At 56.2% G+C, this 25,216-nt stretch carries 20 protein-coding genes and 1 rRNA gene; 2 read left to right on the top strand and 19 right to left on the bottom strand.

Translation table 11 applies throughout. The features are described from left to right. Positions 1 to 59 precede the first annotated feature (59 nt). Positions 60 to 175: ribosomal RNA gene (gene rrf, locus JL015_RS15295) — 5S ribosomal RNA — on the top strand. Positions 176 to 317: 142 nt separating this feature from the next. On the opposite strand, the gene JL015_RS15290 is transcribed toward rrf, so the two are convergent. The 15 genes from JL015_RS15290 to JL015_RS15220 all read right to left on the bottom strand — a co-directional run bounded on the left by JL015_RS15290 (position 318) and on the right by JL015_RS15220 (position 19,160). Continuing rightward, entirely contained in the window at positions 318 to 2,822 is a 2,505-nt protein-coding gene (locus JL015_RS15290; RefSeq protein WP_201019027.1) for a TonB-dependent siderophore receptor, read from the bottom strand. 85 nt (positions 2,823 to 2,907) lie between these two features. Then, the gene (locus tag JL015_RS15285) at positions 2,908 to 3,906 is read right to left on the bottom strand and encodes a FecR domain-containing protein (RefSeq protein ID WP_236250218.1); all 999 of its coding nucleotides are present in this window, start codon (positions 3,904 to 3,906) and stop codon (positions 2,908 to 2,910) included. Further along, positions 3,903 to 4,403, bottom strand: a complete 501-nt coding sequence (locus tag JL015_RS15280) for a sigma-70 family RNA polymerase sigma factor (protein ID WP_201019025.1) — start codon at positions 4,401 to 4,403, stop codon at positions 3,903 to 3,905. The genes JL015_RS15285 and JL015_RS15280 overlap by 4 nt, the downstream gene beginning before the upstream one ends. Before the next feature lie 136 nt (positions 4,404 to 4,539). After that, on the bottom strand, positions 4,540 to 5,016 hold the full coding sequence (locus JL015_RS15275) for an SRPBCC family protein (RefSeq protein WP_201019024.1): 477 nt from the start codon (positions 5,014 to 5,016) through the stop codon (positions 4,540 to 4,542). Between the two features lie 38 nt (positions 5,017 to 5,054). Beyond that, complete coding sequence (locus JL015_RS15270) at positions 5,055 to 8,507, bottom strand: non-ribosomal peptide synthetase (RefSeq protein ID WP_201019023.1); 3,453 nt, start codon at positions 8,505 to 8,507, stop codon at positions 5,055 to 5,057. Next, positions 8,504 to 9,451, bottom strand: a complete 948-nt coding sequence (locus JL015_RS15265; protein WP_201004232.1) for a diiron oxygenase — start codon at positions 9,449 to 9,451, stop codon at positions 8,504 to 8,506. Before JL015_RS15265 ends, JL015_RS15270 begins: the two co-directional genes overlap by 4 nt. 24 nt (positions 9,452 to 9,475) lie before the next feature. Then, the gene (locus JL015_RS15260; protein WP_201004230.1) at positions 9,476 to 10,252 is read right to left on the bottom strand and encodes a DUF3050 domain-containing protein; all 777 of its coding nucleotides are present in this window, start codon (positions 10,250 to 10,252) and stop codon (positions 9,476 to 9,478) included. A gap of 791 nt (positions 10,253 to 11,043) precedes the next feature. Continuing rightward, positions 11,044 to 11,784, bottom strand: a complete 741-nt coding sequence (locus JL015_RS15255; RefSeq protein ID WP_201019022.1) for a GntR family transcriptional regulator — start codon at positions 11,782 to 11,784, stop codon at positions 11,044 to 11,046. Positions 11,785 to 12,020: 236 nt separating this feature from the next. After that, positions 12,021 to 13,028 carry an aldo/keto reductase gene (locus JL015_RS15250; protein WP_201004227.1) on the bottom strand — a complete coding sequence of 336 codons (1,008 nt, stop codon included), beginning with the start codon at positions 13,026 to 13,028 and terminating at the stop codon, positions 12,021 to 12,023. A 144-nt stretch (positions 13,029 to 13,172) separates the two neighbouring features. Further along, positions 13,173 to 15,641 (bottom strand): TonB-dependent receptor, encoded by a 2,469-nt coding sequence (locus JL015_RS15245; protein WP_201019021.1) that lies wholly within the window; start codon positions 15,639 to 15,641, stop codon positions 13,173 to 13,175. An 84-nt stretch (positions 15,642 to 15,725) separates the two neighbouring features. After that, positions 15,726 to 16,685, bottom strand: a complete 960-nt coding sequence (locus JL015_RS15240) for a FecR domain-containing protein (RefSeq protein ID WP_201019020.1) — start codon at positions 16,683 to 16,685, stop codon at positions 15,726 to 15,728. Then, entirely contained in the window at positions 16,685 to 17,191 is a 507-nt protein-coding gene (locus tag JL015_RS15235) for a sigma-70 family RNA polymerase sigma factor (RefSeq protein WP_201019038.1), read from the bottom strand. Before JL015_RS15235 ends, JL015_RS15240 begins: the two co-directional genes overlap by 1 nt. Positions 17,192 to 17,342: 151 nt before the next feature. Then, positions 17,343 to 18,032 carry an HAD-IA family hydrolase gene (locus JL015_RS15230; protein WP_201004221.1) on the bottom strand — a complete coding sequence of 230 codons (690 nt, stop codon included), beginning with the start codon at positions 18,030 to 18,032 and terminating at the stop codon, positions 17,343 to 17,345. 88 nt (positions 18,033 to 18,120) lie between these two features. After that, a complete protein-coding gene (locus JL015_RS15225) occupies positions 18,121 to 18,696 on the bottom strand; it encodes a PIN domain-containing protein (protein ID WP_201019019.1) in 576 nt (191 codons plus the stop codon). Beyond that, positions 18,693 to 19,160, bottom strand: a complete 468-nt coding sequence (locus JL015_RS15220; protein WP_445177107.1) for a helix-turn-helix domain-containing protein — start codon at positions 19,158 to 19,160, stop codon at positions 18,693 to 18,695. Before JL015_RS15220 ends, JL015_RS15225 begins: the two co-directional genes overlap by 4 nt. A gap of 240 nt (positions 19,161 to 19,400) precedes the next feature. Here JL015_RS15220 and JL015_RS15215 point away from each other — a divergent pair, with 240 nt between their 5' ends. Next, positions 19,401 to 20,885 carry a YdgA family protein gene (locus JL015_RS15215; RefSeq protein ID WP_201019018.1) on the top strand — a complete coding sequence of 495 codons (1,485 nt, stop codon included), beginning with the start codon at positions 19,401 to 19,403 and terminating at the stop codon, positions 20,883 to 20,885. Positions 20,886 to 20,965: 80 nt separating this feature from the next. Here JL015_RS15215 and JL015_RS15210 read toward each other — a convergent pair whose 3' ends face one another. The 4 genes from JL015_RS15210 to JL015_RS15195 all read right to left on the bottom strand — a co-directional run bounded on the left by JL015_RS15210 (position 20,966) and on the right by JL015_RS15195 (position 24,985). Next, the gene (locus JL015_RS15210) at positions 20,966 to 22,027 is read right to left on the bottom strand and encodes a hypothetical protein (RefSeq protein ID WP_201019017.1); all 1,062 of its coding nucleotides are present in this window, start codon (positions 22,025 to 22,027) and stop codon (positions 20,966 to 20,968) included. After that, the gene (locus JL015_RS15205) at positions 22,024 to 23,175 is read right to left on the bottom strand and encodes a DNA cytosine methyltransferase (protein WP_201019016.1); all 1,152 of its coding nucleotides are present in this window, start codon (positions 23,173 to 23,175) and stop codon (positions 22,024 to 22,026) included. Before JL015_RS15205 ends, JL015_RS15210 begins: the two co-directional genes overlap by 4 nt. A 341-nt stretch (positions 23,176 to 23,516) precedes the next feature. Next, positions 23,517 to 24,347 (bottom strand): hypothetical protein, encoded by an 831-nt coding sequence (locus JL015_RS15200; RefSeq protein WP_201004216.1) that lies wholly within the window; start codon positions 24,345 to 24,347, stop codon positions 23,517 to 23,519. 158 nt (positions 24,348 to 24,505) lie between these two features. Next, positions 24,506 to 24,985 carry a YMGG-like glycine zipper-containing protein gene (locus JL015_RS15195; RefSeq protein WP_201004214.1) on the bottom strand — a complete coding sequence of 160 codons (480 nt, stop codon included), beginning with the start codon at positions 24,983 to 24,985 and terminating at the stop codon, positions 24,506 to 24,508. Between the last annotated feature and the right edge of the window lie 231 nt (positions 24,986 to 25,216).

The raw sequence follows: 25,216 nt of genomic DNA, 5'->3' as shown, positions 1-25,216 counted from the left end.
AGTAGAAGTCACCCAATTTCGCTGTCACGTTACTCGGTAACGGATCGGCAACAGAATTTCTTGACGACCATAGAGCATTGGAACCACCTGATCCCATCCCGAACTCAGCAGTGAAACGATGCATCGCCGATGGTAGTGTGGGGTTTCCCCATGTGAGAGTAGGTCATTGTCAAGATTCATTCCGAAACCCCTGTCTGCTGACGCAGACAGGGGTTTTGTCTTTCTGCTCCCAGCAAAGATATCCCCAGGCTCTCGAAAGCCACACACAAAAAAACCAGCCTCCACTGCTGAAGGCTGGCTTCGAGCGACGCAACTATTTAGAACTGATAGCTTACGGTCGCACTCAAATTTCGTTCTTCGCCCATATAACAGAAGCTCAAGCTTGCGCAGGACGCGACATAGGATTCGTTGGTCAGGTTGTTTGCGTTTACCCGCACATCAACACCTTTGAGCCCTACCTTGCTCAGGTCATACCCCACAGATGCATCCAGCAATGTGTACGCTGGAACCTTCATGGTGTTTTCAGCATCCGCCCAGCTATAGCCGACATACCGAACACCACCGCCCAGACGCAGCCCGTCGAGAGCGCCACTGTTGAATGCATAATCACCCCAGACCGAAGCCATATGTTTGGGGGCCTGGGTGGGTGAATTTCCTTTGTTCTCGATGATAGTGGTCGCCGAACTCAATGTGCTGATCATCGACTTCGAGTATTCGATATCTGTCAGCGTGTAACTGCCCAGCACTTTGAAGTTATCGGTCAGCTGAATATGAGCTTCAAGCTCCAGTCCCTGTGAGCGTATTGCGCCAACAGGACGGTAGAAGTTTTCTTGAGGCAGCTTGGAAGCCAGGTTTTCTTGATCGATATGGAAGGCTGAAGCAGTAAACAGATTGTCTGTGCCTGGTGGCTGATATTTGATCCCGGCTTCCCATTGGGTGCCGTCCGTAGGCGCCAGCGGGTTACCGCTGCTGTCGGAGTAAGAGTTCGGGTTAAACGACTCGGAATAGCTGAGGTACGGCGCAATCCCGTTATCGAACAGATAAAGTACACCGGCCCTGCCAGTGAGCTTGGTTCGCTTGTCACTAATTTCGGTTCCTGCCGGACGCCCTGTCTCAGCCAGTCGGTTCTCGTCGGAGGTTTCCACCCAATCCTGGCGGATACCCAGTGAGAAGCGCCACTTGTCGAGCTCAATCAAATCCTGCGCATAAAGGCCTGTCTGTTCCAGGCGCCGCAGGTAACTGGTCGGGCTGTAATAACTGATTGCGGAGTTTCCATACACGGGATTGAAAGCATCCAGGGACGTCACTGCGCCGCTGGTCCAGTCAACCACGGTCTTGCGTCGTTGATAGTCCACGCCGAGCAGCGTTGTATGCTTGGCCGACCCGGTAAAGAACTCAGCCTGCAGCATGTTATCGATGATGAATGCGTGCAGACGCTCATCGCCACCGGAGTAATAACGATTCAGTTCGTTGCCGGTCGCGCTGGTCCAGCCATAGGCGTAGACCTGCTCGTTCTTCACCCTGGAATCCAGGTAGCGGAAGTTCTGCCGTGCCGTGAAGACATCATTGAAGCGATGCTCGAATTGATAGCCGAATGACTGTTGGTCACGGCTGAAGCCATCCACGCCTGGTTCGCCATCGAAAAAGTTCTCCGATATGCGCTGGCCATTGCGTTGATGAAGCGCACCATCCGCCGGCACGCCACCGTGATAGCCACCTTCGGGGTCGTGCTGTAGATAGGCTTGCAGTGTCAGCGAAGTGTCTTCGTTGAAGTCGATGCTTACGGTGGGAGCCAGCGCATAGCGTTTCTCTTCCACATGATCGAACTGGGTGTCGGATTTATCGGTCAGCCCCGTAAGTCGATAGGCAATGCGTTTGTCTTCATCCACAGGACCACTGAAATCGAATGCCAAGCCTCGCTGACCCTGTGTACCGACCGTGGCCTGGATCTGGTGATAAGGCTCATAAAGCGGTTTCTTGCTGGTCAGCGCCACCAGGCCACCCGGAGAGCTGCGACCATAGAGCACCGACGAAGGACCTTTGAGGATATCGACCCGCTCAAGGAAGTACGGGTCGACCTGCATGGTGCTGTAAGTCCCGCTATCGCCCATGGACTTCAGACCGTCCAGATAGATGTTATCCACAGACCCGTCATTGAAGCCGCGCATCGCGACATAGTCGTACCGATGAGTTGCTCCATACGGATTGGTCAGCACGCCAGGGGTATAGCGCATGGCTTGCGAAACCGTCTGTGAACCTTGATCGTCCATCTGTTGCCGGGTGACAACCGAGACGGACTGTGAGGTTTCCAGTAGCGACGTACTGGTCTTGGTCGCGATCTGGCTGTGCGTGGCGTTATAGCCTTCCATGCTGCCCAAGGCATTTCCCAAGGCAAACCCGCGAATATCCGTGTCTGGCAGCGACAGTGTCTGGTCTTCAACGGCCCGCAGGACATAACTGCTGCCATCTTGCGAGACGGCCTGCAAGCCGCTGCCACCCAGCAGAATGTTCAAGGCCTGACCTATTGAATAATTACCCTGTAATCCCGGTGAGCGAGCGCCTGCCGTTTGTGCCGGTGTCGCGGATAACGTGATCCCCGCCTGCCGGGCGAACTGATTCAGCGCCTCGCCCAGTGGGGCTGCTGCGATGGAGTAGTTGCGTACGACACTGGTTGACGAAGCGCTGTCCTGGGCCTGCACTTGAAGCGGCAAGGCCGTTGTGCCCAGAGCAATTGAAACCAATGCTGCACGAATGGCCGTGCGCAGGGCTGGTGAGTCGGAGGCAGCACAAACTGAATGCGAGATACCTTGAGGCCGGGTCATGAGAGGCAGTTCCGTCAGGTTCAATCAGAGAAATAGGGGTACTGATATCCATGCCGGACACCTGAGCGAAACCCGCCAGAAATAATCAGGCCTGACGCTGTAGCGTCACCCACCAGCGGGTGTGGTAACTGAGTTTTACAGGAAGAGTCTGAGGCAGGACCGCGAGCAACTTGTCGGTATCCTCCAGCCTGAACACGCCGGAAAGCCGCAGGTCTGCAATGTCATCCGCACACCCCAGATAACCCCGGCGATAGCGCCCGACCTCCGCCAGGAAATCACCCAGACGCATATCCTTCGTCACGATCAGGCCTTCGCTCCATGCGCCTGCTTCCATATCCAGTGCCGGGAGCAGGGTGGCGCGCTGTCCGGAAACCGAATAACTCTGGCCTGCCTTCACGTTTATCGGGGATGTGGCAGGCGAGCGGATAATCAGGCTGCCCTCCGTCACGCTGACACGGGTCCGGTCCTGATCCTGACGAACGACGAAGCGGCCGCTGATGCCTTCAAACAGACCGTGGCGGCTCTGCACCAGCAGTGGCCTTGGCGCGATACTTTGCGAGTCGGCCCCGCAGGCAACCAGAATCTCCCCGCGTGTGAGGTTTATCAGGCGGTGCAGGGTATTGAAGTCCTGATCCACCGCGCTGTCGGTGTTCAATTGCAGACGTGTGCCATCCTGCAACCGGTAACTGTTGCGTTGACCCACGTTGGTAGCAAAGTCGGCCTGCCATTGCTGCCAGGGCGCCATATCACGGGAGATCCATGCAGCGGAGCCCAGTACTACGATACCGGACAGTAATTTCAGCGCTTGTCGACGTCCCAGTCGTTGCGCGCTGTTCTCCAGTGCTTCAAAGGCGGCTCCCGATCCGGGTAATGCCTGGAAGCTGCTGTTCAACTCATTGCTCAGTGTCTGGATACGTTGCCAGGCACATTCATGATCGGCGTGTTCGGTACGCCACTGTTCACACTGCTTGCGCAGGCCTGGATCGGCTGACGAATTGTTCAGCCGCATGGACCACTGGATCGCCTGTTTTACAACCTGTGGCGAGGGCTGGCGCTGGCGAGACGGCTGCAAGGTACGGCTCATGCGTCGTATCGCAGTACATAGCAGTGATAAAGCGCATCGGCGATATAACGCTCGACCGAACGCAGGGACACGCCCATCTGTCTGGCAATCTGCTTGTGCGGCATTCCCTCGCATTGGGCCAGCAAAAATGCTTGCCTGACCTTCGGTTTGAGGCCGTCGAGCATTCGGGCAATGCTTTCCAGCAACTCGAAAACCAGCTCGCGGGACTCGGGCGAAGGTGTCTCGTGGGGCGGCAGATGAGCAATGGCTTCCAGATAAGCACGCTCAAGTTCTTCACGGCGCCAGTGATCGATGACCAGGCCCTTGGCAACGGTACGCAAGAAGGCTCGTGGGGTTTTCAGCTCAAGCAGTTCGCTGCGATTGAGCAGCCGCACAAACGTATCCTGTGCCAGATCAGCCGCATCGGCGGCATTGCCCAGTTTGCTGCGCAGCCATGAATGGAGCCAGCCATGGTGATCGTTGTAGAGCATGTGTATGGCCGAGTGCTGAGAAGGCATTGAGGCGCGCCATCCCAGCGCTGCGCGAATGATAATAAATCGCATTGTGTGAAAGCGTCCGCCAATTTGCAACCTCTCAAATGCCTGAACCCGCTCAGGCTTCTGGCGCTGAGCGGGTTTTGGTCACTGCAACAAATCAGGCAAACAGGCTGCGCACGTTACTCATGGCGCTGTCAGCGAAGCCCTGGAGGAATTCCTGGAACGCCGGCAGTGTTTCAGGCCCACCCTGATCGGGTTCGGCGATGATGGTCCATGTTGCAACCGAATCGTTCTCGCCAGTGGGTTGGACGGTCATCGCTGCCCAGAGATTGCCTACGGGCAGGCTGGTGTAGATCAGCGACCAGGTCATGAAGCGCGCATTGTTATCGTGAGAGTTCAGTTGTTCGATGGCCACGTTGCCGTCCTTGAACAGTTTCTTGCGCACCGAGCGCACGCCCTTCCCGGTGACTTCAGTGCTTTCCAGCGCCGGAATAAAGGCCTGGAAACCGCCAAAGTTGCCGACGATCGCCCAGACGCTGTTGGCATCCCCCGGCACTTCCACTGCCGAGACGACTTTGCACAGTGTCGGGTTCTTGATCAGGGTGTCCGGTTGCAGAGTGTTGATTGAGCTCATGTCGTTCTCCATTTGTTTCGTGTTGGGTTGTCGATGGTTCAGATAAAGTCGATTTCTTTCAGGTAGTCGCAACCCTTGCGCAGCAGCGCCGGGGTTTTCTGCGGGTATTGCTCACCCATGTGCCGGATGCCGGCCAGGGCGTTCTGGTACTCGATCATCGAGATGTCGCCGATGTCTTCCTCGAAACCGTCCAGATAGAAGCCCAGCACGCCGAACAGTGCGTTCTGGCTATCGACGCGGTTGAGCTGGGTTTGCCAGTGCGCCACGCTGACCATCTCGAACTCGCGCCCGGCTTCGCGGAAGGCATCCACGTAACTGTTCCAGCTCAAGGGCTCGGGGTTGTGGAGGTTGAATACCGCACGGCTGGCCTGATAGCGGCTGGCGTGGAAACCGATGAAGCGTGCAAGGAAGTCCACCGGCATCAGGTCGAAGTTCATGGCGAACTCCGGGACCTTGCCAAGTTGCAGGGAGCCTTTGAGCATCAGCATCAAGCGGTTTTTCTGTGGCTGGCACACGCCTGTTACGCTGTTGAAAGCAATGTTGCCGGGGCGGTAGATATTCACCCACACGCCTTGCTCTCTGGCCCTTTGCAACACCCGCTCCGCGACCCATTTGGACAGGTTGTAACCGTTCTTGATGTAGATCGGCGGTGTGGCGGCGGCAGGTTGCTCCAGCACACTGCCCGCTGCATCGACGGCGCTGGAAGCCGACAGTGTCGAGACGAAGTTGAAGATCTTCTTGCTGCGTCCCTCGCACAGTCGCAGGCATTCAAAGACCGGTGCCACGTTGTCACGGATAAGCGTTTCGTAATCCTGGACATGGTTCACATTGGCCGCGTTATGCACCAGTGCGCCAAAGTCCCGATCCAGTCGCTCATACACGTCATCACTCAAACCCAACTGCGGTTGAGTGACGTCGGCGGGATAGACCGTTACACGGCTCAGGTCCAGATGCTCCAGCCGGTTTTCCCGCAACGACTGAACGAAGCGTTCGTGTGCGCTTTGCCCCGAGCCTTCGCGCACCAGGCACGCAATCTCGCTCGCTCCCCAGGCCAGCAGCGCTTCGACGATATGCACGCCGAGAAAACCATTGGCACCGGTCACGATGACTTTGTGGACATCGCCCAGCCTGCTGATCGGCAGCACCGGTATTTCCAGATCGGCGTTGGCGTCCAGCAGCGCTTGCGGGCTGACGGTGTAACTCGAAACGCCTTCGCTTTCGATCAGGCTCGCCAGCGTCAGCACGGTGGGCGCTTCAATAAAGCGATTGATGGGAATGCTGCGCCCGAACCGTTCGCGAATCCCCAGCAACATGCGCGACAGCAGGATCGAATGGCCACCCAGATTGAAGAAGCTTTCGTCGGTGGAAATATCCCCGATGGGCAGTTCAAGAAGCTCTGCCCACAGTTCGAGAAGCTTTTGCTCCTGCTCCGTTTCCGGCAGGCGGCGGGGTTGCTGGTCTGCGAAGCTTACTGGTATTTCCAGAAGGGCCTTGCGATCGATCTTGCCGTTACTGGCAAATGGCATGTTCGCCAATACCGTATAGGCGCCGGGATGCATGTAGTCCGGCAACAGGCGTTGCACGTGCGCTTTCAATGCCGACAGGGCGACCTCTTCAGCCTCATGAGGCTGGGCAGCAAAGGCCAGGATGCGGCGCTGGCCATCGACGACCACGGCGACCTGCCGATACAGCTGACTGCTGCGCAGGCAGTGCTCGATCTCTTCCGGCTCGACCCGAAATCCACGAATCTTCACCTGATTGTCACGACGTCCGGCCAGCTCGATACCGTCCGGGGTCCATTTGCCGATGTCCCCGGTGCGATAGGCACGCAGTTGCTGCCCGTCTGGCAAGGTCAGCGTCACATAGCGTTCGGCTGTCAGGTCAGGATTGTTCAAGTAACCCAGGCACACGCCAGGACCGACGATATACAACTCTCCCTGCGCCTGCTCCGGCACTGGTTGCAACTGCTCGTCCAGAATCCAGACCTGGCTGTTGGCAATCGGTCGGCCCAGATTGCGGTTGCTGCTGCCAGGCCGGAACTGCCCGGCAGTGACCAGAACCGTGGCTTCGGTCGGGCCGTAGAGGTTATGAAAGTGGCACTGCCGGGTCAGGTGCTCGATGACATAAGGCTCGCAGACGTCGCCTCCGGTCATCACATGCTCAAGCCCCAAGGGCTCGTCCAGCGGCAGGATACTCAGCAATGCAGGTGGCAGAAACGCATGGCTGATGCGGTCTTTCAGCAGGCTGACCAGCCGCAGGGGATCACGTCGCTGGTCTTCATCGGGTATCACCAGCTCTGCACCGCTGAGCCAGGTGGGGAAGATATCGATCACTGAAGAATCGAAGCTCAGTGTCGAGAACTGCAACACCCGGCTGTGCTCGGACAGGCTGACGTACTCCGCATACCAGGCAGTGAAGTGGCTGAGATTACGCTGACTGAGCAGCACGCCTTTGGGGTGGCCAGTGGTGCCTGAGGTATAGAGCGCCATACACGGCGAGTCGCTATGCGTCAGTGGCCTGGTCAGAAGCTGATCTGGCTCCGTCACCTGGATCGATCCGATATCCAGTGCGGGAAACCCGGCCTTGGCCAGCGGATGCGAACCGTCATGCAGCAACAGCAGGGCACCCGAGTTTTCCAGAATGTATTGCTGGCGCTGAACGGGCTGGCTGGGGTCCAGTGGCAGGTAGATCGCGCCACTGCCGAGAGTTGCCAGAATGCCTGCATACAACGCGACAGACTTGGGCAGGCAAATGCCGATGACCACAGGTGTTGTCTGCTCTCTGGCCTCAATCAGCGGCAGTAAATGACGCTGGATTGCGACACCTTGAGCGTACAACTCCCGATAGCTGAAAACCTGACCGGCAATCGACAGGGCCGAGCGTTCGCCAAAGGTCTGAAAGCTTTGCTCCAGGCGTTCGACCAGAGGCGTTTGGGCCACTTCCAGCAGATGCGGTTGATCGGTCTGATTCAGACGATGCCTGAACAGCAGATGATCTATCGCCTGCAGGCCATCCTGCCATTCGCTTTGTGCGGGAGTGGTCGTGGGCAGGGTGCTGAAATACTTCTCGTCCCTGGACAGGCGACTGATCAGCAGCGCGGTCTGGTCGACACACTCCGCGATTGCCGCGTCGCGCAACATACGGCCGTTGCCCGACTCCTGAGCAGGCAGCCACTCTCGCACGATCAGGTGCTGGGCCGTGGCCGAACCGTGCCAGCACAGCAACTCAAGGCGTGGCAGGCCATCGGTTGAGTTCGGACTCAAGCCGACACGAAGGCTCAGGTGATCGGTGCTAGCGAATGCCTTGAGCCGTTCGCCATTCATGTCCAGGCTGCCGTCTTCGATCAGTATCGAGGCGTTGTCGACAAGGCTCGCATTCAACTCGGCCTGATCGCTCAGGCGATGTACCGCATGTCCGTGTGCGAGCAGTTCTGTGTGCAGTTCGCTCAGGGTCAGGCTATGACCGATGAGCACGATCTCCAGACGTTTCATTGCAGCATTCCCTGGGCTGGCAGATAGTCGGCCAGCGCCCGCTGCACGCAAGCATCTTCAAGCATTGAACTGCTCTTGAAGAAGCGCACGATATTGCCGATCAGAGGGTGATGGCGATTGATGGGAAAGCTCACCGCCGTGATTTCATCCTTGAGCGCCTGCTTGACGGAATCTGCGACCTGCAGGTGATCGATCAGGATGAAATCGAAGCCGTGCTGGATATCACTGGTCAAATATTGAGCAATGAATGTCGGCATGATGCGGGCGATGCATTCGCGATCCTCTTCGGGCGCGGTGTGCCAGTAGATACGCACCAGTCGTGCCCAGAACCCTGAGTGACGGCCCTCGTCGAGCAAGTGATCGGCCATCAGCCCCTTGACCGACTGCTTGACCGAATCGTCCTTGGCGAAGGCCGCCACATCGTTGGTCACGGTGTTTTCCGCGATGGCTACGCAGATCAGTTCCACTGCGCTGCGCAGATGCTCCGGCGCCAGGGCGAGGGCGGCAGGAATGGCCCGGCTCAGCTCGATTTCATCGGGCAGTTCAATCGGTTCGATCCCCGTCAGGGCGATGGTCTGCTGCATGAAGTCCATCGCCACCAATGCGTGGTAATCCTCATCGACCACTACTGTCATGGCGTCGTAGCGACACGCAAAAGGAAAGCGGATGGTGAAGTTGTCCTTGGCGATACTGCGCGCGGTCTTGTCGACAATTTCGGTTTCAAAGATCACGACATCATTGATGAACTTGTAGAGGCTTTGCACCAGTGCGTAATCACGCAGGTGCGGGCACTCACGGGTGAAGGTTTCGCTCAACACCAAAGGCTGGCGGCTCAGTGGGTAGATCAGTTTTTCATCGTTCTCGACGATCCGGCGTGGGCGAGTGCGGATGGTGGCGCGACCTTCCCAGGCATCAATGAACGACCTGTAGTCTTCTGCTTTCATGATGGCTTCCTTGTAGACGCGATATCAGGCACTGGCTTGCATCAATGGCGAGCGCATGCTCATGCGCAGGGTGTCCCACAGCTCGACCCGGCTATCCACGGCGGCAATGGCGGCCTGATAGACTTCTCGCTCGCGCTGCTCGTCGCCATTGACCAGTCGGGCCAGCAACTGCTCGGCAGCCGGGCCGTGGTCCTCCGAATCGACTTCGATATGGCGTTCCAGGTAATAGCGAAAGGTCGGGGCTTGATCGACGGTGATGCCCCATTCATCGAGGATGCTCTGGAACATCACCGGGATAACGCTTTCGCGGCCATGCAGAAAGGCTGCTGCCACGCTATGGGCGGGTGCATGCAGCGCGGTATTGAGCGTGTGGGTCACGAATACCGTTGCCGCCTGGCCTGCATTGACGCGCTGCAATGCCGTGGCGTAATGCACGCCCTGTTTCTGAAGCTCGACGAAACGCTCTATCTGCAAGGTGCTGGCGCCAATCTCGCGCATGGCATCCAGATACAACTCGAAATGGCTGTAGTGGCCGTGGCTCAGCTTGTCGTCGGATTCTTCACCCAGCACGATTTCATTGATCAGCCTGGCTGCCGATGCATCCCGAGGCGGTAGCCAGGGCAATTGGGTACACGTCAGCTCCTGCTGTAAACGCTTGGTCAGCGACATGAAGTCCCAGACGGCGAATACATGGGTTTCCATAAAACGTTTAAGCACTTCCAGGGAATTGATTTCAGCAAAGATGGGGTGTTGGCTAAGTTCGGTTTTCTTGCGGTCCAATAGCGTTTTCTGACAATGCATGGCGATATCCCGGTAGTTGTAAGTGCAAGTGTTGGATGTGCGTGTGGCTAAATAACAGCTTTCGTTCTTGAAGAAACACGCTGCAGGAGGCCTGACTAACAGGCAGGTCAGCGCCTGTTAGTTGAAACGATCAATAACCGTTAAAGTCAGTTGTTTCGTTGCAGGTCCTTTGCAGAGCCATGAGTGCCCAAAGCTGCAGCCTGTGTGGGCGTGGCCGAGTAACCTGAGGTGTCGGCCGTTGTGACGGGCTGCGAATAAAAGTTAAAGCACTTTCAATGAATTTCGCAATTGTTTTTTATTATTATTTTAGTTGCTGTTTTTCAGGGTTGTAAGTTGCCATATAAAACTATTGATTTAAGTTTTATAGGGGTGTGAGCAACCCTTTCGGCTGATAAGAGCCAAAATTGAGAGTAATGAACGAATGCCTCGTTCAGCGTTGCTGTTATGCCGAACAATCAGAGTTTTTGACTTTTGGAGGGCGATACTGGAAGTGACTTCCAATGCCTTGTTGCCCTTGCAGGAACTCCTTTCTCAATACGTTCAAATGAACAGATCGCTGCCCTGCACCAGACGGGCAGTTCAAGAGCGACCAAGGCGCAACCCTCCGGTTGGATCACGCCGCAGTCACGACCGAGTTTGCCTTATTCCTGAGGCAGACCAACCCGGTGGTTCAGGAAAACAGGCATAAAAGCGCTGCCCGCGAGCAGATAGCTCGCAGCGCATGGAAAGGGTGCTGAAAGGGGAGTGAGAAGCGTCAGGCCACGAGGGTCAGGTGATCAACCGGAGTTGATTCAGGCGATGCTTTTCTTGCGTTGGCGTACCGCTGGTTTTTCTTGCTCGGCCTTTTTGTTGTTGAGGTATTGAGTGATTGCCTTGACACCCCGATTGAGGTGGTTTTGCAGAGAACTCACGATTTGCTCAACGGCTTTTTCTTCGGCCAGACGCAGCAGCTCCCAGTGGTCGTCCTGGGACAGTTTGCCAAGGCCCATGGACGAGAGATTGAAGCGCAGGAAACGCTCTTCTTCGTTCAGGCCTTCTTCTACCAGACGCATCAAGCGCTTGTTGGGCGTCTTGGCGTACAGAGACATGTGAAACAGGCGGTTGAGGGTGCCCATCTTGGAGTAGTCGGTTTCAACCTCAAGCAACTCGATGTAGCTTCGTGCGCTTGCCAGGTCGTCGGCATCCAGTAACGGAATGGAAAGGCGCAGAGCCTCGGACTCCAGCAGGATGCGCAGACCATAGGCGTCAACGGCATCTTCGGTGATCAACGGTGCGACGACGGCGCCTTTATGGGTTTCGACGCGCAGGAGTGACTGTGCCTCAAGCTGGCGCAATGCTTCGCGCACCGGCATTCGGCTGACACCGAATAATGTGGCCAACTCCTGCTGACGCAGGGCTGTACCACTCGGCAGGCTGCCATCAATAATGGCGTTGCGCAGTTTTTCTTCGATAACAGATCTGGCAAGGTGCGCGGGAGGCTGTTCGTTTCCCAGGACCGAGCACAAAAAGGCTTCTCTATCAGTTTTGCGCATCGCCATACTTCTTCATCAACCTGGCTGGATTGGATTCATGGTTGCCAACAGACCTGAGCCTGTTCCCGTTCTGCTACAAGCAGCATGCCCGCAGTTGCAGAGCATTTTAGCGCTCCTGTCAGCAACATGTTGAATGAGCATTTATATACACACGGCTTTTTAGACGCTTTTTTCGAACATCGCGAGCATTTGCCGATGGCCTGCTCGCGATGATGCCTTACCGGTAACAGAGCGCCTTAAGGTGTCAGTCGCCCCGAGACGAAATGTTGCACATCGTTGAAGCCGGCGGTAGACGCATGCCCCGGTGTCACCAGCGAGTCGATGAAGGCTTCGTCCTCGGCGGTGATCTTCACTTCCAGTGCCTTGGTGTAATGCCCCCACTGTTGTTCTGTACGCGGGCCGACGATAGCCGAAGTGACGGCTTTGTTATTGAGCACCCAGGCAATGGCGAACTCGACGAGGCCGACGCCTTTGTCCTGCACGTACTCCTGGAGCCGCTGGGCGATGCGCAGCGACTCCACACGCCATTCCGTTTCCAGCAGACGCTTGTCCTGGCGGCCGGCGCGGCTATTGCTGTCAGGCGTTACATCCGGTGCGTACTTGCCGCTGAGTACGCCACGTGCCAGCGGGCTGTAAGGCACCACTCCCAGGCCATGAAACGCGGCGGCAGTGATCTGCTCGATCTCGGCCTGGCGATTGACGATGTTATACAGCGGCTGGCTGATGACCGGTTTGTCCACGCCCAGGCGCTGGGCGACGTTGACGATTTCCGCGATTCGCCAGCCACGATAGTTCGACAGGCCCCAATAGCGGATCTTGCCCTGGCGGATCAGATCGCCAATGGCCGATACCGTCACTTCCAGAGGGGTGTCGTGATCTTCTTTGTGCAGGTAATAGATATCCACATAATCGGTATCCAGTCGCTGCAAGCTGTTTTCAATGGCATTGAAGATGTGTTTGCGGTTCAGGCCGGCCCGGTTCGGGATGCCATCGCTCGGGCCTATCGCAACCTTGGTCGCCAGCACCCAGTCGCTGCGATGCGAAGCAATGGCTTCGCCGACTATCTCTTCGGAGCGTCCGCCGTTATAGACGTCGGCGGTGTCGATGAAATTCACGCCCTGATCCCGTGCATGATCGATGATGCGCAGGGATTCTTCGGTTCCGGTCTGTTCGCCGAACATCATGGAGCCGAGTGTCAGCGTGGAAACTTTCAGGCCTGACTGGCCAAGAGTTCTGTAAATCATGCTCAACATCCTCCTTGTCATTGAAAGCTGGATCAGGAGGCCATACTGGCTTGTTTATGGGGGCGTTGAAAAGGCCCAAGTATGTGACTGGATTATTTGATTGCATCGATGCCCGCGCTGAGAGGCGGGCAGGATGGTGTGGCATCAGAAATCGACGGTTGCCGAAACCTTCAGGGTTCTTGGTGTCCCTTGGGTCAGGTAACTGTTGGAAGTCGAAGCCGATGCCCAATAGGCTTTATTGGCCACGTTCTCCAGATTGGCGCGCAAGGTGATGTCGCGCTCCTCCAGCTTGAAGCGATAACGAGCGCCCAGATCGACCCGTGTCCAGGCTGGAATGCTCAGTGTGTTGGTGCTGTTCACGTACTGGCCGCCGGTACGCAGCAGACGTGCATTGAGCGCCGCGCCATTGATGCCCGGGACGTCCCAGTCTGCACCCAGGTTGAACTGATAGCGCGGCACGCCGGCCGCCTGATTGCCATCCGTCAGCCCGCCTGCGGTTTTTTTCAGCTCGGTATCCATCCAGGCCGCACCGGCCAGCAGGCGCAGCCCGTCCAGCGGTTCGCCGAACAGGTTCAGTTCGGCCCCCTTGTTCAACTGTTCGCCATCGACCCTGAAAGTCCCGAGGCTGGAACCTGCGTTGGGGTAGGTCGCGCTGTTGGGTTGCTCGATGCGGTACACACCCAGCGTTGCACCAAAGCTGTCCCAATCCAGCTTGACCCCGGCTTCGGTCTGTTTACTGCGTCTGGGCGGGAACACTTCGTTGATGTTGGTGACGCCCGAGCCGGGTGCGGTAGGCCCTTGCGCCAGGCCTTCGATGCGGTTGGCGTAGAACGAAACATGCTCCCACGGCTTGAGCACCAGGCCATAGACAGGTGTCGTGATGGACTCTTCATAGTTGGACGTTCGGGCTCCTGACGCGGTGTTCCAGGAGTCGACTTCGATGGACTGGCGTCGCACGCCGACCGTCAACAGGATGCGGTCGTCGACAAAGCCAAGGGTGTCGGAAACCGCAGCGCTTTTCATGCGGTTCTTGCCAACGATGCGTGGATCATTAATGTCACTGCCGAAGTAAGTGGCAGGCGGAGTCGGGCGTGTGGCTTGCACCGGGTTGTACAGGTTGCTGGGGAAGCGGTTGGCAACATACAGCGCTTCATAGGCCGAACGCTGTTCACCCCAGACACCCGACAAGCCGAAGTTGACCTGATGGCTGATCGGCCCGGTCGCGAAATGGCCGTTGAGCCCGCCCATGGCGCTTTTGTTGTCTTCGTCATGGGGCGGGTAAAGAAAGCCGCCGCGTGCAGTGCCGCTGGCATCGCTGACATAGAGTGAAGAATAAACACCGTTCTCGCGGGTGTGCTTGGCACCGACGCCTGCATAGGCCGTCCAGTTATCGTTCAGGTCGTACTCGCCATTGAGCATCCCGTAAGTGTCTTCAAGCTCCGACCACGTCCAGTCCTGTGCATAGTTATGCTTGGCCGATGGTGCTTTCGGCACGCCGGTGCCGGTGGGGTACACCACGGCGCGGCCCTGATTGATGCGTTCTTTCTGGTAGCCCAGGTCGGCAGAAAGACGCAGCCGTTCGCCGCGATAATCCAGCGCAATGGCGATCAGTGCCGAGCGCTGGGATTCATCATCAATGGCGGTATCGCCCTCGTGTTGCGCCAGATTGATCCGGGCGCCGAACTGATTGTCTTCGCCAAAACGCTGCCCCAGATCCAGATGCCCGCCAACCTGGCTGTCGCTGGTGTAATCCAGTGTTGCACTGCGTGTCGGCGTATCCTGAGCGCGCTTGGGCACCAGATTCACACTGCCGCCAATGCCACTGCCTTGAGGTGAAATGCCATTGAGGAATGCATTCGGGCCTTTGAACAGTTCGACGCGCTCCAGTGCTTCGGTGGTGATGATCTGGCGCGGCAGAACTCCGTACAGACCGTTGAAGGAAATGTCGTCGGTCTGTAGCGGCAAGCCACGGATGGTGAAGACTTGAGAAAAGTTACCGAAGCCCGCCGACTGCCGTACGGAGGCATCATTGAGCAATACATCGCCTACTGTCCGGGCTTGTTTGTCCTTGATGACTTCAGCGGTGTAACTCGTCACGCTGAACGGCACATCCTTGATCTCACGATTACCGAGCATGCCCAGGCGCGCGCTGCGCGCGACTTGTCCGCCCTCATAGGTTTCGGTCGAACGGCTCGCTTCACCGTTGACAGTGGTCGCGCCCAGTTCCACTGCATCGCCCGCTTCGACTTGAGGCGCCAATGTGTAGCCATGGTTGCCGGTACTCAAAAGCGTATAGCCGCTGCCCGCCAGCAACTGCTGGAAACCTGCCTGCACGGTATAGCTGCCCTGCAAACCCGCGCTCTGGCGGTTGTTCAGCAGCGCGGGATCGAATGACAACGGCACGCCACTGATGGCGGCGAACTGCGCCAGCACCTGGCTCAACGGGCCGGGAGCAATGGCAAAGACCCGGGTTACGCTGCTATCGGCGGTTTCAGCAGCCAGCGTAGTCTGCGCTGGAGTCAGCGTTGTCAGTGCAATCGCCATGCTCAGCGCCGCGAAGCGGAAACGAGCCGTGCTGTTTTTGAAGGAGGGCTGAAACGGCCTGGAAGTCATTCGGTATTCCTGTCGGCGCAGATAAAGTGAGGATTTATCTGCTTACCGAACGACAAGCAAAAAGGTATCAGTGAAAGGTGAGCGTTAACGCGGTTCGACGGCGACCCAGTAGCGCGTCAGGCTGCTGACCGTGATCGGCAGGGAGTCATGCAGCAAGCGCAGGCTGGCATCGGTGTCGCGCAGAGGAAATGCCCCGGACACTCGCAGATCGGCGACAGCCGCATGGCAGCGCAATACCCCGGAACGATAGCGGCCCAGTTCATCGAGCAAGTCGGCCAGGCGCATGTCCTGAGCGAGCAGCATGCCGTTTTCCCAAGTCAACGTACCTGCCGCCAGTGGCGCGACCGGCATGACGGTCGTACGACTGAACGCACTTTGCTCGCCGGCTTTTATCACCAGACTCTGGCCAGCATTCGGCTGCATGTGTACCGAGCCTTCCTGCACCGCGACCAGGCTGCGTTCGCCGTCGATGCGGACACTGAAACGTGTGCCTAGTGCCTGAGCCGTACCCTGTTCAGTCTGGACGTAAAAGGGACGCGAACTGGAAGCGGAGTCTTTCGCGGTGGTGATCAATATTTCGCCAGTCAGCAACTGGATACGCCGTTCGTGAGCGCTGAAGGCAATGTTCATGGAGCTGGCGGTGTTGAGCAGTACGCGGGTGCCGTCGGACAATGTCAGATTTTTCTGCTCGCCGATGGCCGTGTGATGATCTGCCGTCCATTGCCGCCATGGCGTGTTTTGCCAGGCCAGCCATGCCGTCGGCCCTGCCAGCAATAGAATGCCCAGACGAGTGAGTGCCTGACGCCGACCGATTCCTTTGTTGTGGCTGACCCGCTTGAATGTCTCGGTGGCAATCGCTGCGGGCAACGTCCGGAAGTCTCCCAGAATCGCTTCTGCCCGTTGCCAGGCTTGCGCGTGTTGAGGGCTGCGATTGCGCCAGTTCTGCACGGCGCGATGGTCTTCTTCGGTTGCAACGCCCGATTGCAGTTGCACCATCCAGTCAGCGGCTTCGCCAAGGATCTGCGGGTCGATCTGCTGGCTCATCAGGCCACGCTCAGACAGGCAACGAAAGCGTCGCGCATGTAGCGTTTGACGCTGATCAGCGAGACATCGAGTTCCGTGGCGATCTGCGCGTAGGTCAGCCCGTCGATCTGCGACATCAGGAATGCCTGGCGCGTCCTGTCAGGCAAGTCGCGCAGCATGGCTTCGACCCGATACAGGGTTTCCAGAATCAGCAGACGTGTTTCCGGTGACGGGACTTGCGGTTCAGGCAAATGAGCGATGGTTTCCAGATACGCTCGCTCGACATCCTGCCGCCGCCAACGGTCAATCACCAGGCCCTTGGCGATGTGAGTCAGCAAGGCACGAGGTTCGCTGCCTGGGTTGCGCAGCGTCTGGCGTGTAAGCAGACGCATGAACGTATCGTGCGCCAGATCCGCCGCATCGCTGCTGTTTCCCAACTTGCGGCCGAGCCAACCCTGCAGCCAGCCGTGATGCTCGCAGTAGAGGTTATGGATATCCAGATTGAGCGAACGATCACCTGAGGACATAGAAATCACAGAAGCGCTCCAGGCGTCCTTGCTGGATGTAATTAAGAATTGATCGCATTCTAGCTTCGTGTGATGACAGGTGGCAATTCGGTTGCACACACTGGCTGACGTCCGGTCCTGAAGGCCCTGCATGGCGCAGGGCCTCAGCTTGCTAGGCTTTCTTCGGCAGGCCCCATGCTTCGAGCGGGAAATCTTCCAGCGAGGTCAGTATCAGATCGGCATGTTCGTACTGTTCGACCGGCATGTGCGAGTCCGGAACCGCCACGGCATACATACCCGCAGCCTTGGCCGCAGTGACGCCGAATGGCGAGTCCTCGAACACCAGGCAATCCTTTGGCGAAACCCCCAGACGGCGTGCCGCTACCAGAAAAATATCCGGTGCAGGCTTGGCAGCTCCGACCTCTGGGTCATCGGCAGTCACGACGGTTTCAAACAGCTCGAACCATGCCCGATGCGAGGTGGTCTTGGCCTCGAAGTAATGGATCGAAGAGCTGGTCCCGACTGCGATGGGAATGTTGTTCGCCGCCAGATGCCGCACCAGTGCTTCTGCGCCCGGCATTGCCGGAGCAAGCGGGAAGCGTTCATCAAGCATCGGCTCGCGTATTTCCAGGAACTCGTCAATGGAAATAGGCAGCTCCAGCGCCTGGATAACGTAGCCTGAAAAGTCACGGGCGCCACGGCCAATGGTGTGCTGCTTGATTGACCAGTCGAAGGTTTTTCCATAACGGCTGGCAATCAGATGGGTGACTTCGGTGTAGACCCCTTCCGTGTCCAGCAACAAACCATCCATATCGAAAATCACGGCCTTGATCGGGCCTCGCTCACCTTGCTGTGCACTCATGTCATCAGATCCCGTTTTCAAATTCGATGTCAGCCTAACCTATAGGGTTGCTGCGACAAACCAGTGGCTAATACATGGCATCCATGCTTTATAAAATTAACTCGTAAGGCTTAAGCGCTTTGACTGTTTGAGGGACTCCCTGGCGGAGCATCATGTCGAGATACTGCTGAACATCCATGGGCGGCGCTTTTAATGTGCCTCGGTGTTTCTGTACTGCCGTGAGGACTGCCGCCTGATCCAGATCCCAGAGGTCAATAATGAATTCGTCCGGGTGCTGGGGCTCGATATCGAAAGCCTCAAGGGCCGCATCAGGAAAGTCTTTCAGGTTGAACGTCACAATGACTTCTGCCTTGCAACGTATCGCTGCTGCAAGCACATGCCGATCATCAGGATCAGGTAGGTTCAAATCCGCGCAAAGCATTTCATGGCCCGTCACCAAGGCCCCCGGCACTGCCTTATCCATCAGTTGGACTGTGCGGGCCAATTGCTCCATTGTCAGGTCTGGCCGGTTTTTCAGCACATTGCGTGTCCACTCATCATGAATCTGTGCACTCCAGCGAGCCCTATACAACCCTGAAAGACCCAGCCACATCAGCAGATCGCGCAAGGGGGCGGGATAAAGGACGCAGGCATCATAAACGGCTGTAAATGGCGAATGCCTCACTCGTAGCCCATCCCAAGCTCTTGTGCCTGCCTAGCCAATTCTTCCATCGCCTCCTGGCTAGCCATGTCTCGACGGTGTTTGAACGCCGTCAAATCGGAGAATAAAACCCGGCGATGCCTGCCGGTCTTGTGAAAAGGTAATTCTCCAGCCTCCAGCAATTTCACTAGATGTGGTCGAGAAACGTTGAGCAAGTCAGCGGCTTCCTGGCTGGTCAGTTCGGCGTGAATCGGCACAACCCTGACAGCATTACCAATAGCCAGTTCGCCAAGAATATCTACAAGCAGTCGTAGGGCTGAGGTGGGCAACTCGATGGGGTGCGCCTTGTTTTCGTTATCGAAGATTTCAATACGCTGCGTTTCAAATTTCGTTGACAGAAAGGCAGCCAATTCACGCTGGCCCTGTTCGGCTGCTTTGACTTCCCTGTCGAGAGGAAGATGTGTTTTCGACAAAGCTGTAGCGGTCACGATGGCAGTCCTTCTGAAATTGTTACTGGGTCCCGAGCCTAATCGAAATAAACGAAAATCACAATAAACGAAATAAACGAAACAAGAGGGCGATAACAAACGCACAATGCTAATCTCTCGCGACTTTTTCGGCAGTGGCGTGTGCTACGCCAACCCCGCTATTCAAGGCGTGTGTCTGAAGCCCGTCGTGGGCGCAGGGAAGGCTTTTTCAATTATCGGAACGGACATCTTCAAGTCGCTATGAATAAATCAGCAGGTATCGCGGTAGGCGTCATTGTTGTGGCCGGTGCATTGGCAAGTGCTGGCGCCTGGTACACCGGCAATCAACTGGGCGGCGTGCTCAACGACTCGATCCAGGCCGCCAATCAGGAGCTCAAGAAGTCTCTCGACGGCACGGACAACAGCATTACCCTGCAACTGGTTTCGCTGGAGCGTCATTTCTTCAGCAGCACCGCCCATTATCGCGTTGATCTGAAAGGCCCGGATTTGAGCCGCAATGGCCAGGATCCGCAGTTCGTGTTCGTCGATCACATTGAGCACGGGCCGATTCCGCTGTCGCGTCTGAAAACCCTGAAGCTCATGCCGGTCATGGCCCAGAGCAATTTCGAGATGGAGAAGAACACCACCTCGGAAAAATGGTTCGCCATGAGCGGCGATGCTACGCCCCTCAAGGGACAGGCCAGCATTGGCTATGACCGCTCCACCAGTGGCTGGCTGAAAATGTCGCCTCTGGAAATGGTCGATGCGGACGGGACGTTCAAATTCTCCGGCCTCGACATCAATGCCGAAGCATCTGCCGACGCCGAGAAGATCAAGGTCACGGGCAAGCTGGATAACCTGCAGCTCAATGTGGCTTCACAAGAAGGGCCTGTGAGCATCGATATCAAGGGCCTGACCTTCGACACCGGTGGTACCAAGGGCCAGTCCGGCCTGTATCTGGGCCACAGCAACCTGAAAATCGACAGTACCGGCTTCCAGATAGTCGGCAAGCAGCCTGTGCTGATCAAGAACTTCGCCAATACCAACCTTGCGCAGGAAGAGGGCGGTAATCTGGCCATGCAGATCAACTATGACCTGGGCATGATTTCCTACAGCGGCAAGGATATTGGCTCTTCACATCTGGGCTTCAAGCTTTCCGGTTTCAACGCGCTATCGACCAAGACCTTGTATCAGTTCTATCAGGAGCAGGTTCTGCCACAGCAACAGGCTGCAGCACAGGCCAAACGCCCATTCCAATTGAAGCTCAGCCCGGCTGACGAGCAATTGATGAAGAGCGAGCTGAGCAAGTTTCTGGCAGGCAAGCCTCATATCGAGCTGGAAAAACTCTCGCTCAAGACCGCCAATGGCGAAAGCCACATGAGTCTTGCCGTTGACCTGACCGATCCCGGCTCCCTCGATCAGCCTGGCAGCGATACGGCGGTAAAAACCATTAGCCAGCTCAAGGCCCAGGTACTTCTGTCCAAGCCGATGATCAAGGACGTCGCGACCCTGCAGGCAGGCTTTAACGGGCAGACCGATGCTCAGGCGATTGCCGATCAGGCCACTGCCGCCAGCGACATGCTCAGCGCCATGGCCGTCATGCTGCAACTGGCCAAGGTAGAGGGCGACACCATCTTTTCCAACTTGCACTACGCCAACGGTATGGTCGACTTCAACGGCCAGAAAATGACCCTGCAACAGTTCCTGGCAACTGTCATGGTCAAAGTGGGTGCGTTGAGTCAGTAGTGAGGTGTGTCTCCATTGCGTCAGGACTGCGCTGCCCGCAGTCCTGATCTGACAATGAAGTGACTCCTGCGAGGCCGTCTTTAAAAAAGCTCGCTTCCGTCTTCCAGTGCAACCAGATCTTGTGGGTCCAGGGTGGGCAGTGCAGGGATGATGTCCATCGAGTTGAAGAGATTGCCGAAGTTATAACGCCACTGGAGCGCGAAACTCATGCCAATCTTTCCATCAAGGTCACTGCGCAGGAAACGTTGCCATTCATTATCATTGGGAAGGCGGGCGAAGTCTTTGTGGTTGTCGATAACCCAGTCACTGCACGCATTGATGATTGCCGAAGCCTTATAGTTAGAGAGCCGGATTTCCAGCACCTTTTCCAACTCGCTTCTATCAAGCGGCTCAATGCCTTTGCGCAGATCAATTGCCTGCTTTTTATCAAAATCTTTTTCGATACCGTCCAGCAAACCAAGAAGAATATCATCCGTTTCGAATAGCGAGTAAACCAGCCTGAGCAGTGCTTTGGCGCGCCAGTCCTGCTGGTTAACGTGGCAGAGGAATTGAAGCATCTTTTTGCAGGCGGCTTCGTTTCTGTGAAACAGTTCGTCCTTGTTTCGTTTGGCAATCGCGCAGAGGTTTCTGTCCGCGATTTCACTACCACGAAGATAGGCTGCGTTGATGATCTGGATACGAACGGGCGGTGGGTTTCGTTTAGCGGTCTGGTAGTCGGTAAGCAGGATTATTGCATCACTTTCATTACCGAGTACTCGCTCATAGGCAGAGAAGAACGGTTCACTTGTGCAAAAGTTTTCGGACGGAGATTTGACCCCGAGATTCAAGAGAGGAATATCGACGCCTTTTGCCGGGTTGACTACCAGGGCAGGAATGTCAAAGGCGTTCAATGTGTGTTTTTCAAGCACACCGATCAACGTCATTTCAATAACACTGCCGATCGTCTTGCCATCAAGATTGGGCATTGATTGCCCTGTCAACAGCAGCTCATACCAATGAGGTAGCTTACCCCCTCGCCCGATGCGTTGGAGAGTTCCTTGAATATTGGCAACATTTTCCCCGCGCAGGTAGCTGTTCAGCTGATAAACAATACTCTGTAAGTTGTTTTTTATGTGGTCGCGCAGATGTGAGTTATGAATCATATTAAGTCCATTTGCCTTTCAATCGTGGTGTTAGCCGCTGTATTCAGAGCGCTTTGAAAAGAAGTACCCTCGTGGTTGATGACTTTGCGCAAGGCCCACTCGACAAGCACTGGCGGTACGGCGTTGCCATAAAGGGTGTACTGGTCGTAGACCGAGGCTGTATTGCAATGCTGGTCAGGAAACCCCTGAATCCGTGCATATTCGACGTTTGTCAGCCTTCGATATTCGTTGCCTACCTTATAGCGCTCATAATGACGGCTGGCGGTGCAGGTGAGTGTGGGGGCGACGCCATTGATCCCGAAAATGGAGTAGCCCATGCGGGCACCGCCTTTCTGGTTATACAGGATTTCCACGCCGCTATAGTATCTGTTGACCTCGTCGCTATTCTTTATTCTTTCAAGCGTATCTTCTGTGAAAAAGAACCTGGCGTCAGGCCGGGTTTCCAGAATGTCATAAAGCTTTACGTCTTTCTGTTTTTCCGAAAAGCGATTGAGTTTTGCATGAAAGAATTTTCCGTGTAGCGCGAGCCCCCACGTGTTGAACTTTGCTCCGTGGTCTTCAATGTTTTTCCAGCTTGAAAAGTCAGCGGCTTGTCTGATCTGTGCGGGTGTCAGCTCGGAGATATCTTCCTGATTGCACAGGTGAGAGTTTGGCGTTTGGTCTTTTCTGCCGATGATAACAATACGCTCACGGTTTTGGGCAAGACCAAAATCAATGGCATTGAGCACGCGCCACTCAACGAGATAACCCACTTTTGAAAGTGCATCCAGAATGGTTGCGAAGTGCTTTCCGTTATCCATGGATAACAGCCGTTTTACATTCTCAAGTACAAAGTATCGTGGGCTTTTTTTCTTGAGAATATCAACGATTTTTTCAAACAGTGTGCCGCGCATGTCTTCGATGCCCAGTTTTTTCCCGGCGCTGGAAAAAGGCTGGCATGGAAAGCCCCCGGTCAATATATCGTGATCGGGTATGGTATCCAGCAAGAGGTTTATATCACCCTCATGAAAACTCTCAGATCCGAAGTTGGCGCGATAAACGGCAGCTGCTTTGGTATTTATATCGTTGGCCCAGATGGTTTCGATACCTAGCGAGTCGCACGCTATTCTAAATCCGCCAATCCCTGAAAAGAGTTCAATTGCTTTCATTGATTATGTACATCGTGCAGAGCCTGAAATGGCGCAATTCTACACGAATGCCCCAAATAGGGAGAATCGCGGAGGTTTTGCATCCGCATCCCGGTAGGCTTTCTCATTTTTGCGAGGCAACAAAAAACCCGCCGAAGCGGGTTTTTCCAAGACCATTCCAACTCCCTGTCGGCTGCCTTCCCGGCGATGGTCGATCATCCCTGATCCTGGCGAACTCCTTGTTCGCCACTTGTTGGATCCAATAGTACGGGGGTTGTCAGAGGGTAAAAAGAGCCAAATGCCGCTACGGCGTGTAAGCCTTTGGCTATACATGAGATTGAGATTTAATCTCATATAGGCCTTCAAGGGGTAAAGGTCGTGGTGGCTTCACAATACCGCTGCGCTGTATTTTTGCTTTCTTCATTGCGATCCCGCGCCGAACGCTTGGTCCATTCCCGGCATTCTTCCTTGAAATGCACTTGGGCAGAGAGGCGGCACTCGCGCCTTTCCACTGAGCGATTGAGAAAATTCTCGCAAACGCTGTCGCCGTCGATACGGTTGTCATAGAGACGCCATTGCGCACGATAGCGGCCATTGCCGTCCCACTCTCGAATCGACACGGTGGCGACTGTATGAGGTTTTTGCTGGCGTGCGGGGGCTTTGCGCGAGGCGTCTGACTTGAAGTCAGCCATGTAGCTGGCAGACACCATGCCTGTGGCGGGAGCAGTCTGAGCAGGGCGCGAAGCCTGGCCGAAGCGGCAGTTCAGAACACTTTCATCAATGACATTGCCGTCCTTGATGCAGTTATCCAACGGCTGCGCAACGGGGGCCGAGCCCTGTGCGACAGGCGTCGGAACGATGTAGGGCTCCACTCGCAAGGCCGGGCGTGCAAGCTCGCTGACGACCTGGACAGGAGCCTCATCGACGGGCTCTGGCGCAGTTGCAGGTTCTGGCTGTTCAAGAGCGATCAGCGGTACAGGCTTGGGCGAGTAAGCACGCGAATACAGCCCCACTGCCAGCACAGCGAAAATGCTCAGGCAGAGCAGGGCCAATACATAACGACGTGATGATTTGCGGGGGCGAACGATTCGCTGTTTGCCCGGATGCGAGCCGAGCACCACATCGACCTGGCCGGGGACAAGGCGCTGAATGCGAATGATCCCGTCGTCATCCTGTGGCTTGGTGGAATCCATCCCTGCTCCTTGAGTGCTGGTCGGTAGGCAACGCGCAGTTTTTCTAGACGGCGTTTCGGCAGAGGGCTGGATTTCTAAAGTGCTTTTTTCTGTTTTTTATTGCCTGAACGAAAACTGGCCGCTTTTCAGGGCGGCCAGTCAGGTATTGCGCAGATTGATCAGCGATGACGCCAGTCACGACCGTGTTTACGATGACCGTAGTGCTTGCGGTGGCCATGGCCGCCGCGGTAGTCGCGACGATCATCGCGACCGTTACGGTAACGACGGTCGTCTTCGCGGCTCTCGTTACCCATGTAGTTACCGAGTGCGCCGCCTGCACCGCCGCCAGCGGCTGCGCCGATGAGGCTGCCAGTGTTGCCGCCTACGCTACGGCCGATCACGTTACCGCCCGCCGCGCCCAGACCGCCACCAATGGCTGCTTCTGTACGGTTGCGACGATCCGCACCAACCGCACCGCCGGCTGCGCCGCCCAGGCCTGCGCCAATCGCTGAACCTGTGCTGCCGCCGATCTGTTGGCCGACGACCGAACCGAGTACCCCACCTAATGCACCGCCTACGCCTGCTTCCACAGTTCCGCCTGCTGAGGCGAAGCCGCTTGCGAGAGTAAGAGACAACAACAGAATCGAGGAATACTTCATGTATGGAATCTCATAGGGATGACGAGGCGATCCTGATGTGGCGCAGGAAATGTCGCAATGAGAATCCGACGAGTAACACGACTGCAACACAAATAGCTAAGTTATTGTTTTACATATGGAACTTAAGTTATTTAATGCAGTCTGAGTTCACTTGATGCAGGCCCGATTCTTACGAATTCGGGCCTTTTTCATGGCCACAAATCTGTGGCAGGTTGCTGGCGAAGCGGTCAA

It is taken from the genome of Pseudomonas cichorii, from assembly GCF_015471405.1.
Taxonomy (GTDB): Bacteria; Pseudomonadota; Gammaproteobacteria; order Pseudomonadales; family Pseudomonadaceae; genus Aquipseudomonas; species Aquipseudomonas serbiensis.
The sequence above is the reverse complement of the archived record's forward strand: the minus strand, read 5'-3'. Positions and strand labels throughout refer to the sequence as shown.